The 13,755-nt window shown below is 64.3% G+C and carries 13 protein-coding genes; 6 read left to right on the top strand and 7 right to left on the bottom strand.

Annotated features, from left to right (window positions below; translation table 11 throughout):
• Nucleotides 1-70 precede the first annotated feature (70 nt).
• The 3 genes from CDQ91_RS05760 to gluQRS are packed head-to-tail and all read right to left on the bottom strand — an operon-like array spanning nt 71 to nt 1,757.
• Nucleotides 71-652, bottom strand: a complete 582-nt coding sequence (locus CDQ91_RS05760; protein ID WP_088471748.1) for a cob(I)yrinic acid a,c-diamide adenosyltransferase — start codon at nt 650-652, stop codon at nt 71-73.
• A gap of 13 nt (nt 653-665) precedes the next feature.
• Nucleotides 666-893, bottom strand: a complete 228-nt coding sequence (locus tag CDQ91_RS05765; RefSeq protein ID WP_088471749.1) for an HIG1 domain-containing protein — start codon at nt 891-893, stop codon at nt 666-668.
• Nucleotides 894-902: 9 nt separating this feature from the next.
• Complete coding sequence (gene gluQRS / locus CDQ91_RS05770) at nt 903-1,757, bottom strand: tRNA glutamyl-Q(34) synthetase GluQRS (protein WP_088471750.1); 855 nt, start codon at nt 1,755-1,757, stop codon at nt 903-905.
• A gap of 194 nt (nt 1,758-1,951) precedes the next feature.
• Here gluQRS and CDQ91_RS05775 point away from each other — a divergent pair, with 194 nt between their 5' ends.
• The 3 genes from CDQ91_RS05775 to ppc all read left to right on the top strand — a co-directional run bounded on the left by CDQ91_RS05775 (nt 1,952) and on the right by ppc (nt 5,783).
• Entirely contained in the window at nt 1,952-2,518 is a 567-nt protein-coding gene (locus tag CDQ91_RS05775; protein ID WP_088471751.1) for an HNH endonuclease, read from the top strand.
• Between the two features lie 78 nt (nt 2,519-2,596).
• Nucleotides 2,597-3,019 carry a YbaY family lipoprotein gene (locus CDQ91_RS05780; RefSeq protein WP_088471752.1) on the top strand — a complete coding sequence of 141 codons (423 nt, stop codon included), beginning with the start codon at nt 2,597-2,599 and terminating at the stop codon, nt 3,017-3,019.
• A gap of 85 nt (nt 3,020-3,104) precedes the next feature.
• A complete protein-coding gene (gene ppc / locus CDQ91_RS05785; RefSeq protein WP_088471753.1) occupies nt 3,105-5,783 on the top strand; it encodes a phosphoenolpyruvate carboxylase in 2,679 nt (892 codons plus the stop codon).
• Nucleotides 5,784-5,919: 136 nt separating this feature from the next.
• Here ppc and CDQ91_RS05790 read toward each other — a convergent pair whose 3' ends face one another.
• From CDQ91_RS05790 to CDQ91_RS05805, 4 genes are all read right to left on the bottom strand, one after another.
• Nucleotides 5,920-6,435 carry a hypothetical protein gene (locus tag CDQ91_RS05790; RefSeq protein ID WP_088471754.1) on the bottom strand — a complete coding sequence of 172 codons (516 nt, stop codon included), beginning with the start codon at nt 6,433-6,435 and terminating at the stop codon, nt 5,920-5,922.
• Nucleotides 6,436-6,611: 176 nt separating this feature from the next.
• Nucleotides 6,612-7,415 (bottom strand): SDR family oxidoreductase, encoded by an 804-nt coding sequence (locus CDQ91_RS05795; RefSeq protein WP_088471755.1) that lies wholly within the window; start codon nt 7,413-7,415, stop codon nt 6,612-6,614.
• Nucleotides 7,416-7,565: 150 nt separating this feature from the next.
• Complete coding sequence (locus CDQ91_RS05800; RefSeq protein WP_088471756.1) at nt 7,566-8,684, bottom strand: acyl-CoA dehydrogenase family protein; 1,119 nt, start codon at nt 8,682-8,684, stop codon at nt 7,566-7,568.
• 3 nt (nt 8,685-8,687) lie between these two features.
• Nucleotides 8,688-9,869, bottom strand: coding sequence for an acyl-CoA dehydrogenase family protein (locus tag CDQ91_RS05805; RefSeq protein WP_088471757.1), 1,182 nt, complete (start codon nt 9,867-9,869; stop codon nt 8,688-8,690).
• A gap of 169 nt (nt 9,870-10,038) precedes the next feature.
• On the opposite strand from CDQ91_RS05805, the gene CDQ91_RS05810 reads away from it, so the two are divergent.
• The 3 genes from CDQ91_RS05810 to CDQ91_RS05820 all read left to right on the top strand — a co-directional run bounded on the left by CDQ91_RS05810 (nt 10,039) and on the right by CDQ91_RS05820 (nt 13,754).
• Complete coding sequence (locus CDQ91_RS05810) at nt 10,039-10,896, top strand: SDR family NAD(P)-dependent oxidoreductase (protein ID WP_088471758.1); 858 nt, start codon at nt 10,039-10,041, stop codon at nt 10,894-10,896.
• Nucleotides 10,893-12,353, top strand: a complete 1,461-nt coding sequence (locus CDQ91_RS05815; protein ID WP_088471759.1) for an MFS transporter — start codon at nt 10,893-10,895, stop codon at nt 12,351-12,353. The genes CDQ91_RS05810 and CDQ91_RS05815 overlap by 4 nt, the downstream gene beginning before the upstream one ends.
• A 111-nt stretch (nt 12,354-12,464) precedes the next feature.
• Nucleotides 12,465-13,754 (top strand): acyl-CoA dehydrogenase family protein, encoded by a 1,290-nt coding sequence (locus CDQ91_RS05820; RefSeq protein ID WP_088471760.1) that lies wholly within the window; start codon nt 12,465-12,467, stop codon nt 13,752-13,754.
• Nucleotide 13,755: the final 1 nt, after the last annotated feature.

A 13,755-nucleotide genomic window follows, 5' to 3' on the forward strand; every position in this document is an offset into this window, starting at 1 on the left:
GGCCCCTCCACCACTCGCTACGCGAGCGGTCCCCCTCCCCATTGCTTCACAACAGGGAGGATTATCTGCCTCAGCGCGTGGCGCCGGGTTTCCACAATATATCGCCGCCTGCGGCGGCGTTGAGCGCGCGCGTCAGCACGAACAGATGGTCCGACAGGCGATTGAGATAGGTCAGCGCGAGCGGGTTGAGGTCACGCTGAGCGCCCGCCGCAACTGCCGACCGCTCGGCTCGCCGCGCGATGGCGCGGGCGAGGTGCAGCCGCGCTGCAACCTCGGTCCCGCCGGGCAGGATGAAGCTGGAAAGCGGCGACAGATTGTCGTTCATCGCGTCGATTTCGGCCTCCAGCCGGTCGATCTGGCTTTGCACGACGCGCAGTGCCATTTCGGCTGGAGCAAATCCGGTGGCGGGATCGGCGGGGGTCGCAAGGTCGGCGCCAAGGTCGAAGAGTTCGTTCTGGATCCGCGACAGCATTGCCGCCGCCTCGCTGCCCGCGTCAAGCACCGCAGCAGCAACGCCAATCGCGCTGTTGGTTTCGTCGACATCGCCGACCGCCGCCATCAGCGGCGCCGATTTGGCGATCCGCGATCCGTCGACGAGGCCCGTCGTGCCGGCGTCGCCGGTGCGCGTGTAGATTTTGTTGAGCTTGACCATGATGTACGGGGGCTTAGCTGCCGCCGCCTGCCGTCACGCCGATCAGCACAAGCAGGATGATGGTAATCGCCTGCCACTTGATGCGCGACATCATCATCTTGTTCTGCATCAGCTGATTTTCCTCGACCGTGCCATCCATCGCAGCGCGGTGACCTTGCGAGAAATAGAAGAGTCCCCGCGCGAGCGAGAAGAGGACGAAACCGGCCGCGCCAACGACCGCGAGGATGAGAAGGATTTGCATGGCCCTATTTTAGGGATTTTGCAGCGAATAGCCAGTGGGAAGCCGTCCGGCACGCAAATCGGCGGCGAGTGCGCGGCCGTCGACGCCCGCCGCGCGGAGCGAGGCGAGCGACGCCGCGGCGTCGCGTTTCGCCAGCCGCTTGCCATCGAGACCGCAGATAAGGCCGTGATGGCGATAGACGGGCGTCGGGAGATCGAGCAGTTCCTGAAGCAGGCGGTGAACGTCGGTCGAGGCGATGAGGTCGGCGCCGCGCACGACGTGTGTCACCCCCATATTGGCATCGTCGAGGGTGCTCGCGAGATGATAGCTGGCGGGGGCATCTTTGCGCGCGAGGACGATATCGCCGTGGGCGCGCGGATCGGCGGGGCGCATCCGCTGCCCCTGCTCTTCCCACGCGAGGTCGCCCGCTTGCGCGGCGGCGCGGTCCATGGCGAGCCGCCAGCAATGCGCCTCGCCCGCCGCGATGCGCCGTGCGCGGTCTTCGGCGGCGAGGTTGCAGCAGGTGCCGGGATAGATCGCGCCCGACGGGCCGTGCGGCGCCGAGAGACTGGCGGCGATATCGGCGCGGGTGCAGAAACAGGGGTAAACGAGATCGCGAGCGCGCAGCGTATCGAGCGCGGCGGCATAGTCCGCCAACCGCTGCGACTGGCGCACCGGTTCGCCGTCCCAGTCGATCCCGAGCCAGGCGAGATCGGCGAGCGACGCCGCGACATATTCCTCCCTCGAACGGCTGCCATCGATATCGTCGATGCGCAGCACGAACCGGCCGCCGGCCGCGCGCGCGGCGCTATGCGCAAGGACGGCGCTATAGGCATGGCCAAGATGGAGTTCGCCCGTCGGGCTGGGCGCGAATCGGGTCAGCATGGACAGACGGGCGTTTCCCGCGGCGGTGCGCGATGATGCCCCATATGCTGTGGTCGCCGCTTTTGAATCATTCCATATCTTGCGGCAATTGCCCCCTTGACGTCAGATTCAGATGCGTCATGTAATGACAGTGTCACTCGGGAACGGCAGTGGCGCGCCATCCCTCGCAGCAAAAGGGGCAGCGTCCAAAAGCCATGTTCCATCCCGATCTCGCCCGACATCCCGATAGCTGTCCCGCATTGGTGCTCAACGCCGACTATACGCCGCTCAGCTATTACCCGCTCAGCCTGTGGCCGTGGCAAACCGCGGTCAAGGCGGTTTTCCTCGACCGCGTCACCATCGTCGAAAATTACGAACGCGAAATTCATTCGCCGACGCGAACGATGCCGATCCCCAGCGTCATTGCGCTGCGCCAATATGTGAAACCGTCGCAGCATCCGGCCTTCACCCGGTTCAACCTGTTCCTGCGCGACCGTTTTTCGTGCCAATATTGCGGGTCCGGCAAGGATCTGACCTTTGACCATGTCGTCCCGCGCCGACTGGGCGGACGGACGAGCTGGGAGAATGTCACCACCGCCTGTGCCCCGTGCAACCTGCGCAAAGGCGGACGGACGCCGCAGCAGGCGCATATGCCAATCTATCGCCAGCCGTGGCGCCCGACGACGTGGCAGCTGCAGGACAATGGCCGCGCCTTTCCACCGGGATATTTGCACACAAGCTGGATCGACTGGCTGTACTGGGATGTCGAACTGGAAGGATAAAGGGCGTACAACAGGACGGACAGACGCGGTTCATCGACGCGGCTCTAGTGGGGCCGCCAACCCGAACAGGAGAATATCATGGTCCGTATCGCCCGCGCGCTCGCGCTCAGTCTCGTCACCCTGCCGCTCGCCGCCTGCGCGACGCTGGGCCCGTCCGAACAGGCCGTGTCGGTCACCGGCAGCATCGCCTATCGCGAACGCATCGCCTTGCCGCCAACAGCGCAGGTCGAAATCCAGCTCGCCGACGTCAGCCTGATGGACGCGCCGTCGCGCACGATCGCCCAGCAAAGCTTCACCGCCGACGGACGCCAGGTGCCCTTCGCTTTCTCGCTGACCGTCGACCAGAACAAGCTCGACCCGCGCGGCCGCTATTCGGTTTCGGCACGGATCACCGACGCGTCGGGGAAGCTGATGTTCATCAGCGATACGCATAATGGCGTCGAGTTTGACGGCCGGCCGCGGATCGACATGGGTATGATCAATCTGGTGAAGGTGCGCTAAGCGGACTTTCCAGGCGAGCGCGCATAGCTATGCGCGCTCGCCCCACCGCTTGACGCTGCGCCTTCGCAGGTGCAGCAAAGCGGTCATGGGCCCTCCGATACAGATCTCGCAAAATCCCGACATCCGCTATCTGGGGCGGATATTGGGCGATGTCATTCGCGCTTATGGCGGCGACAAGCTGTATCGGCAGACCGAATATATCCGCTCGTCGAGCGTCGACCGGCATCGCGGCATCGCGGGGGCCGAGGCGATCGACCCGGGGCTCGACGCGCTGAGCCTTGATGACACGATCGCTTTTGTCCGCGGCTTCATGCTGTTTTCGATGCTCGCCAACCTCGCCGAGGACCGGCAGGGGGTCGCCGCCGAGCCTGAGGCGACCGTCGCCGCGGCGCTTGCGAAGCTGAAAGCCGACGGGATCGGCAGCGACGCGGTTGCCGCGCTGCTCGACGCCGCGCTGATCGCGCCGGTGCTGACCGCGCACCCGACCGAGGTGCGCCGCAAGTCGATGCTCGATCACAAGAACCGCATCGCCGAGCTGATGCTGCTGCGCGATACGGGGGCCGACGAAACCCCCGAGGGCGATATCCTCGAGGATGCGATCCGGCGCCAGATCGTGCTGCTGTGGCAGACGCGCCCGCTGCGCACCGAGAAATTGTTCGTCGCCGACGAAATCGACAATGCGCTGACCTATTTGCGCGACGTCTTCCTGCCCGTGGTGCCCAAGCTTTACGCGCGCTGGGAGAATGAGCTGGGGCAGCGCCCCGCGAGCTTCCTGCGCGTCGGCAGCTGGATCGGCGGCGACCGCGACGGCAATCCCTTCGTCACCGCCGAGACGTTGCAGCAGGCGACCGGGCGCAACGCCGCCGCGGTGCTGGGCCATTATATCGACGCGGTCCATGCGCTGGGCGCCGAACTGTCGGTGTCGTCGGGCCTCGCCGTGGTTCCCGAAGCCGTCGAAGCCTTGGCCGAAGCAAGCGGCGACGATGCGCCGAGCCGCCGTGACGAGCCCTATCGCCGCGCGCTGTCGGGGATATATGCGCGGCTGTGCGCGACCTATGCCGCGATCGTCGGCGCCAAGCCGCCGCGTCCGTCGGCGCTGACCGGGCAGATTTACGACACGCCCGCCGATTTTCGCGGCGACCTCGTCACCCTCGCCAACGGATTGTCGGCGAGCGGTGAAGGCCAGCTGGGCGGGATCGGCGCGATCGGACGGCTGATCCGCGCGGTCGAAGTATTTGGTTTTCACCTCGCAACGCTCGACATGCGGCAGAATAGTGCGGTGCACGAGCGCGTGCTGGCCGAACTGCTTCAGGTGTCAGGCGTGTGCGACGATTACCGCGCACTCGGCGAAGAGGAGCGGGTCGCGCTGCTGACCGCCGAGTTGCAGAGCGACCGGCCGCTCGCCGCGCCCTGGCACGCGTGGTCGGACGAGACCGCAGGCGAACTCGCGATTGTCCACGCCGCAGCCGATGTTCGCAAGCGGCTGGGGCCCGACGCGATCTGCCAGTGGATCATCAGCATGGCGCAGGAACTGTCCGACCTTCTGGAGGTCCATGTCCTCGCGCGCGAGGCCGGGCTGTGGCGCAGCGGCGAGGCGGCGGGCGAAAGCAATCTGATGGTCGTGCCCTTGTTCGAGACGATCGCCGATCTGGATCGCGCGCCCGATATCATGGCGCGCTATTTCGCGATGCCCGAGGTCGGCCCGCAAGTTGTGCTGCGCGGGCATCAGGAAGTGATGATCGGCTATTCGGATTCGAACAAGGATGGCGGTTATCTGACCTCGACCTGGGGATTGCATCAGGCGTCGCAGGCGCTGACCCCGGTGTTCGAGGCGGCGGGACCGTCGATGCAATTGTTCCACGGCCGCGGCGGCGCGGTCGGGCGCGGCGGCGGCAGCGCCTTTGCCGCGATACGCGCCCAGCCCGCATGCACGGTGCAGGGCCGCATCCGGATCACCGAACAGGGCGAAGTCATCGCCGCCAAATTCGGCACGAGCGAAAGCGCCGCGACCAATTTGGAGGCGATGGTGTCGGCGAGCCTGCTCGCAAGCCTCGAGCCCGACGCGCTGAGCGTGGCCGACGCGCCGCGCTTTACCGAGGCGATGGGGATGCTGTCGGACAGCGCCTTCGCCGCCTATCGCGGGCTGGTGTATGACACGCCGACGTTCAAGGATTTCTTCCGCGCGATGACCCCTATCGCAGAGATTGCGACGCTGAAGATCGGATCGCGCCCGTCGAGCCGCACCAAGAGCAGCGCGATCGAGGATCTGCGCGCAATCCCATGGGTGTTCAGCTGGTCGCAGGCGCGTGCGATGCTGCCCGGCTGGTATGGCACCGGCGAGGCGTTTGCGGGCTTTGGCGACAAGGCACTGCTCGCCGATATGGCGCAAAGTTGGCCCTTCTTTGCCGCGCTGCTCGACAATATGGAGATGGTGCTGGCCAAATCCGACATGGGGATCGCGGCGCGCTATGCCGAGCTGGCGAGCGATGTCGACGGGCATGAAGCGATTTTCGCGCGCATCCGCGACGGGTGGAACCGCGCGCATGACGGGTTGCTGTCGATCACCGGCCAGTCGCGCCTGCTCGACAAAAATCCCGCGCTCGAGGCGTCGATCCGGCTGCGTTTGCCCTATATCGAGCCGCTCAACCTGTTGCAGATCGAGTTGATGAAGCGCCACCGCGCGGGCGAGACCGACCCGCGGATCGCCGAGGGGATTCAGCTGACGATCAACGCGATCGCGACGGCGCTGCGGAATAGCGGTTAGGCCGGAACCAGGCCCCTCGTCATCGCGAGGAGCCGAAGGCGACGCGGCAATCTCCAGCCATCGGCCTCACGCTTGGCCGATGGCCGGACATTGCTTCGCTCCGCTCGCAATGACGGGCTTGGGTGAGGCGATGCGCCTATTTCGAAACGATCAGCGCTTCGCCCTTGGCCTTCGTCCCGTCGGGGGCGAAGCTGATGCGGAAATCGTCGCCATCCTCGGCGGTGCCCGCGAGCGTGTCGCCGGTGCGGGTGATTTTGACACCCTTTTTCGTAAACTCGGCCGCCATCCAGTCGGCCGCCGTCGCGGGCGCGGCGGGTGAGGTGAAGCCGAACTTCACCACCGCATCGCTTGCGCCATTTTTGTCATTGGCCTTGATATCCATCGCGGTGATCTTGCTGCCCGGATAGAGCTTCACGCCGTCGATGTCGAAATCGCTGCCCAGCTCCATATCGCCGAGATCGGGGATATTGAGGTCAATATTCACGCCGTCGCCATTGACCTTCAGCTTGCCGCCGTCCTTGCCCGAAATGATCTGGACATTGCCGCCGTCACCGTCGGCGTTGATGCTGACTTCGGTTTCGTCGGTCGCCTTCTTGTCCTGCCCGCAAGCGGCGAGGAGCATGATCGGCGGAATGAGGAGGGCTAGGCGCATGATCAATCTCCTTGGTGAGTTGTTATTATAATACACCTTGGAGACGGGTGAGTCAATTTCCCGCTTCGCCATATCCTCCGCCTTCGTCATGCCGGATTTGATCCGGCACCCACGGCAACGAGTGCAGTCATGGGCCCCGGATCAAGTCCGGGGTGACGATGGAAGAGAGAGCGGCGCTAAGCGTCGATGCTGGCGCTGACATTGCCGTGGACGAGCCCGCCGTCGACGGTGATCGTGTCGCCGACGACATAGTCGCCCGCCTTTGACGCGAGGAAGATCGCGGCACCCGCCATATCCTCTGGCACACCGATCCGCTTGACCGGAATGCTCTGCGCAACGGCATCGCCATGATCGCGCGCGGCCTTGTTCATGTCCGACTGGAAGGCCCCCGGCGCGATGGCGGTGACGAGGATATTGTCCTGCACCAGCCGCGCCGCCATGCGCTTGGTGAGGTAGAGGATCGCGGCTTTCGATGCGTGATAGCTGTAGGTTTCCCAAGGGTTGAGCCGCATGCCGTCGATCGAACCGATGTTGATGACCTTCGACGGGCGGTCGGGGGTGCCGCCGGCCTTGAGCAGGCCGTGGAGCGACTGGGTGAGGAAGAAGGGCGATTTGACGTTGATGTCCATCACCTTGTCCCAGCCCGCCTCGGGGAAGCCCTCGAACGGTTCGCCCCATGCGGCGCCGGCATTGTTGACGAGGATGTCGAGGCGTTCTTCGCGCGCTTCGAGTTCCTTCGCGAGCGCGCGGCAGCCCTCGACGGTCGCGAGGTCCACGGGGAGTCCGATGACCTTGCCCGGATAGCGGGTTTCGAAATCGGCGATGGCTTCTTCTATCTGCGCGGTCTTGCGCGCCGAGATGTAGACGCGTGCACAGCCCGCAGCGAGATAGCCCTCGACGATCATCTTGCCGATGCCGCGCGAGCCGCCGGTGACGAGGGCGATGCGGCCGTCGAGGCCGAACATGTTCTGGAGGTTCATAAAATTATCCTTTTGCTCCCTCCCCTTCAGGGGAGGGTTGGGGTGGGGCCTGTCTGGGCTGCGCGAGGCCGCGATGCCCTCCCCGCTGCGACTAGCGAACAAGTTCGCAAGTCTCGCTGCCCCTCCCGCTTGCGGGAGGGGTCAAGTGGGTTAGTAGCCGTTCATCCGGGCGACCTGGTCGATATGATAATGGACGTCGCCCATGAACTCGGCGAGCGCGCGGTCGCGTTTCATGTAGAGGCCGATGTCATATTCGTCGGTCATGCCGATGCCGCCGTGCATCTGGACGCCCTCGCGCACCGCGAGATTGGCGGCGCGCCCGGCCTTCGCCTTCGCGACCGAGACCATCAGCTTCGCGCCCGCATTGCCCTCGTCGAGCAATTGCTGCGCCTTCATCACGGTGGCGCGGGCGACTTCCATCTCGCCATAGAGATGCGCAGCACGATGCTGGAGCCCTTGGAACTCGCCGATCAGCTTGCCGAACTGTTTACGTTCCTTGAGGTAATTGACCGTCATGTCCATCGCGCCCTGACCAACCCCGACGAGCTCGGCCGCGGCACCGGTGCGCGTCGCGGCGAGCAGCGCATCGAGGATGCCCTGCCCCGCATCGACTTCGCCGATCACCGCATCGGCGTCGACTTCGACGCCGTCGAGGGTGACGTGGCTCGCCAAGCTGCTGTCCACGAGGCGGCGCGGGTCGGCGGTGAGGCCTTTCGCGTCCTTCGGCACCGCGAACAAAGTGATGCCGCCGTCGGTTTTTGCCGCGACGATGCTCATGTCGGCGACATGGCCGTGGAGAACGAAGCTTTTCTTACCGTCGAGGCGGAAGCCATTGCCGGCGCGGGTTGCGGTGGTCGCGATGCGCTCGGGGCGGTGCTTCGCGCCCTCGTCGATCGCGAGCGCGATGATCGCCTCACCGCTCGCGATTACAGGGAGCCAGCGGTCGGCTTGCGTCCCGCCAGCCTTCGCCAGCGCGGCGACCGCGCCGACGCTGGTCGCGAGGAAGGGCGACGGGGTCAGGTTGCGGCCGATTTCCTCGAGCACGATGCCCGCTTCCATATGCCCCATGCCAAGCCCGCCATGCGCCTCGGGAACGAGCATGCCGGGCAGACCCATTTCGGTGAACTGCGCCCAAAGATCGCGCGAGAAGCCGGTGGCGTCGGCGCTGTCGCGCAGCTGGCGCAGGTGCGACACGGGGGCCTGTTCGGCCACGAAGGGGGCGACGCTGTCCTTGAGCATCGCCTGGTCGTCATTGTGGTACAAAGGCATGGGTCAGGCTCCGGGCAGGTCGAGGATACGCTTGGCGATGACGTTGAGCATGACTTCGCTCGTCCCGCCTTCGATCGAATTGGCCTTGGTGCGCAGCCAGCCGCGCGGGCGGGCGCCGCCCTTGGTCTCTTCGCTGTCCCATTCGAGCGCTTCACTGCCGCCGCCCGACATGACCAGTTCGTGGCGCCGCTTGTTGAGTTCGGTCCCGACATATTTCATCATGTTCGACGAGGCCGGATGGGCGCGGCCGGTCTTCCACATGTCCATGAACCGCTCGCCCATCGCGCGATAGGCAAAGACATCGACGTCGAACGCCGCCATTTCGGCGCGCAGGATCGGGTCGTCGAGTTCGCCCGCTTCATTCTTGCCGATCGCCTTGGCAAAAGCGCCGCCGATGCTGACCATGTCGCCGCCCGCGCCGCCGCCCGAGATCATCTCGCGTTCGTGGCCGAGCAGATATTTGGCGACATCCCAGCCGCGATTCACTTCGCCGATGAACTGCGTCTTGGGCACTTCGACGTCGTCGAAGAAGGTTTCGCAGAAGGGCGAGTTGCCGCTGATCAGCAGGATCGGCTTGGTCGTGACGCCCTTGCTCTCCATGTCGAAGAGCATGAAGGTGATGCCCTGATATTTATTCGCCTTGTCGGTGCGGACGAGGCAGAAAATCCAGTCGGCCTTGTCGGCATAGCTCGTCCAGATCTTCGATCCGTTGACGACCCAATGATCGCCCTTGTCTTCGCCGAAAGTCTGCAAGCTGACGAGATCGCTTCCCGAGCCCGGTTCGCTATAACCCTGGCACCAGCGGATTTCGCCGCGCGCGATCGGGTTGAGATATTCGACCTTCTGCTCTTCGGTGCCGAATTGCAGCAGCGCGGGGCCGAGCATCCAGATGCCGAAGCTGTCGAGCGGGGAACGCGCGTGGATGCGCTTCATTTCCTGTTTGAAGATCTTGGTCTGCTCAGGCGTCAGCCCGGCGCCGCCATAGGCTTTGGGCCAGTCGGGGACAGTATAACCCTTGGCGGCGCATCGCTCGAGCCATGTTTTCTGGGCCTCATTTTTGAAAACCCATTTGCGACCGCCCCAGCAAATATCATTTTCATCGCGGACAGGTTCGCGCATTTCAGCGGGGCAATTCGCCTCCAGCCAGTCGCGCACTTCGGTACGGAAAGCGTCGAGTTCGCTCATTTCAGGTTCCTCTTCTGTCTGCAAATCTAGGGGGAGTCGGCTGCTTTACGCAAGCGTCAACTTGAGCGGTCGGACCTGCCGTTACGGCGCCGTAGCGTCGGATCGACCAGCGTTGACGCGCCCTGCCGCGCGCTTAAGTTAGGTGGCAAAAGAAAACGGGAGAATGGGTATGCGATTCGCGAACAAGATTGCCGTCGTCACCGGTGCAGCGTCAGGCATCGGCAAAGCCACGGTGCTGAAACTCGCGAGCGAAGGCGCGCATGTGTTCGCCAGCGACGTCGACGAAGCCGGCGGGCAGGCGCTCGCCGCCGCCTCCAACGGCAAGATCGATTTCATCCGCTGCGATGTCTGCAAACCCGCAGAGATTGAGGCGCTGATGAACGAAGCCGCAGCGCGCGGCGGCGGGATCGACATCGTCTTCAACAACGCCGGCGCGCCCGGCGAACGCGCGCCGATCGACGAGATCAGCCCCGAAGGCTGGGACCGCACGATGGACCTGCTGCTGCGATCGGTTGCGATGGGTATCCGTTATGCCAGCCCGCACATGAAAGGCCGGAAGGGCGCCGCGATCGTCAACACCGCAAGCGTCGCGGCGCTGGGCGCGGGCTATTCGCCGACCGCCTATGCCGTTGCGAAAGCCGGCGTATTGCACCTGACCAAGGTCGCGGCGACCGACCTCGCGCGATATGGCATTCGGGTCAACGCGATTTGCCCCGGCTTCATCAACACCAATATCTTCACCTCGTTTCTCGAAGTCCCCGACGAGAGCAAGGATATGGCCAAGACGATGATCGCCGGGATGAGCGAAGCCGCGCAGCCGGTCGCGCGCGGCGGCCAGCCCGACGATATCGCCAATGCCGTCGCCTATCTGGCGAGCGACGAGAGCTCGTTCATGACCGGCACGCATATGCTGGTCGATGGCGGGCTGACGATCGGCCAGCGCCACGCGTGGGACCCCGAAGCACCGGGGATATTCGACGCGCTAACCGCGATGGAGGAGGCCGCCAAGGCTGAGGCCGCCGCGTGAGCAGCGCCGCCGTCGCGGTTCCCGCCCCCGAAAAACTGCCCCTCGGGCTGAAGCTGATGCACGGCCTCGGCAGCATCGCCTATGGCGTGAAGGAAAATGGTTTTTCGACCTTCCTGCTGCTGTTCTACAATCAGGTGATCGGGCTCGACGCCGGGATCGTCGGCATCGCGATCATGGCGGCGCTGATTTTCGACGCCTTTGTCGATCCGGTGATCGGCGAACTGACCGACCGCACACGCAGCCGCTGGGGGCGCCGCCTGCCCTGGCTCTATGCCGCGCCGGTGCCGCTCGCGATCGCGTGGATGCTATTGTGGAACCCGCCCGAAATGAGCGACGCCGCAACGGTCGCCTGGCTGATCGGCTTCGCGATCATCGTCCGCTCGCTGGTGTCGATGTGCGAAGTCCCCTCGATCGCGATCGTTCCCGAACTCACCGCCGATTATGACGAGCGCACCGCGGTGATGCGCTATCGCTTCCTGTTCGGCTGGGGCGGCGGGTTGGTCATCCTGGTCCTTGCCTATGGCGTGTTTTTCGGCGGCCCCTTGGGGCTTGTCGACCCTGCGGGTTACTTCCCCTATGCGCTGACCGGCGCGCTGGTGATGCTCGGCGCGGTGATCCTGTCGGCAATGGGGCAGCACAAGCGGATCGCGGTGTCGAACCTCGCTGATAAAAAGCCGACCGCAAACCTGTCGCACATCCTGCGCGACATGCGCGACACGCTGTCCAACCGCGCCTTTCTGTGGCTGGTGTTCGCGGCGCTGTTCGGTTTTGTGAATCAGGGCATCACCTTTGCGATGAACAATTATCTGCTGAGCTTTTTCTGGCAGTTCGGGCAGGCCGAGATGGTCGGCTATGTCTTCCTGCTCTTTGCGTCGATGATCGCCGCCTTCATATTGGTCGGCCCCGTGTCGACGAAATTCGGCAAGCGTGATGGCGCGATTGTCGCGGGAGCCATCTCGCTGCTGGTTAACAGCGGGATTTATTTCGCATGGATTCAAGGGTTTTTCCCCGGCCTGCCGGGCAAGCCCAGCGTCGCGTGGATGTTCGCGCTGGTCTTCCTTGGCAACAGCTTCTCGATCATCCTGATGATCCTGTCGTCGTCGATGATGGCCGATGTCGTCGAAGCATCGCAAAGCGAGACCGGGCGCCGGTCCGAAGGGCTGTTCTTTGCCGGATATTTCTTCATGCAGAAATGCGCGACAGGCATTGGCATTTTCGTCGCCGGGATGATCCTGTCCTTCGCGGCCTTTCCAGCCGCCGCGAAACCGGGTGAGGTCAGCGATGCGGTGCTGGGCAATCTGGCGCTGGGCTATATGTTCGCGGTGCTGGTGATCGGCATAGCGGGGCTGATCGTCATGCGGCGCTTTCCGATCTCCCGCGCCGACCATGAAGCGCGGCTGGCACTGCTCGACGATGCCGCGCGCGTCGATCCCGACGCGAGCGGAGCGCATCCTTGACGGGCGATGTCGCGGCATGACCCATTGAGGTAATTTTCGGACCGCAGGACTTGGCAAGGCCGCCGAATCGGTCCAAGAGTTTACGTGAACGTAAAGGGAAAGGAAGCGCGGATGGATTTCGACCTTACCGAACGGCAGCAGCACTGGCAGGGCCGTGTGCGCGAGTTCATCGAGCGCAAAGTGCGCCCCGCAGTGGCGACCTATAAGGAACAGGATGCGACCGGCGACCGCTGGAAAGTAATCCAGGTCGTCGAAGACCTGAAGGCCGAGGCGAAGGCCGCAGGCATCTGGAACCTGTTCATGCCGCCCAAGTCGGCCGCGCATCATCATGTCGACGAGACGTTCGAGTTCGAAGGCCCCGGCCTCACCAACCTCGAATATGCGCTATGCGCCGAGGAAATGGGCCGCGTCGGCTTTGCGAGCGAAGTCTTCAACTGCTCGGCGCCCGACACCGGAAACATGGAAGTCTTCCACCGTTACGGGACGCGCGCGCAGAAGGAAAAATATCTCGGCCCGCTGATGAACGGCGAGATCCGCTCGGCCTTTCTGATGACCGAGCCCAAGGTCGCCTCATCCGACGCGACCAACATTGAAACGCGCATCGAGCGCGACGGCGATGACTATGTGATCAACGGCACCAAATGGTGGTCGTCGGGCGCGGGCGATCCGCGCTGCAAGGTCGCGATCGTCATGGGCAAAACCGATTTCGCCGCGAAGCGTCACGCGCAGCAGTCGATGGTGCTGATGCCGCTCGACGCACCGGGTGTGAACATCCTGCGCCACCTGCCCGTCTTCGGCTATGATGATGCCCCGCACGGCCATATGGAAATCGAGCTGAAGGACGTCCGCGTCAACGCCGAGGACGCGATGCTGCTCGGTGAAGGCCGCGGCTTCGAGATCGCGCAGGGCCGCCTCGGGCCGGGCCGTATCCACCATTGCATGCGCACGATCGGCACCGCCGAGGAAGCGATCTCCCGCATGGCGAAGCGGCTGCAATCGCGCGTCGCATTCGGCAAGGCGGTGTCCGAGTACAGCATCTGGGAACATCGTATCGCGCGCGCGCGCATCGACATCGAAATGACGCGCCTGCTCTGCCTCAAGGCCGCCGACATGATGGACAAGGTCGGCAACAAGGCGGCCGCCGCCGAGATCGCGATGATCAAGGTGCAGGCGCCGAACATGGCGCTGAAGATCATCGACGATGCGATCCAGGCACATGGCGGCGGCGGGGTCAGCGAAGATTTCGGCCTCGCCAAAATGTACGCCGGCCAGCGCACGCTGCGCCTCGCCGACGGTCCCGACGAGGTCCATGAACGCGCGATTGCGCGCATCGAATTCGCCAAACATTCGGCCGCCGCCGATCCCGGCTTTTCGTCGGGTGACATCGGGGTATCGCGTTAAG

Source organism: Sphingopyxis witflariensis, from assembly GCF_002205635.1.
GTDB classification, from domain to species: domain Bacteria; phylum Pseudomonadota; class Alphaproteobacteria; order Sphingomonadales; family Sphingomonadaceae; genus Sphingopyxis; species Sphingopyxis witflariensis.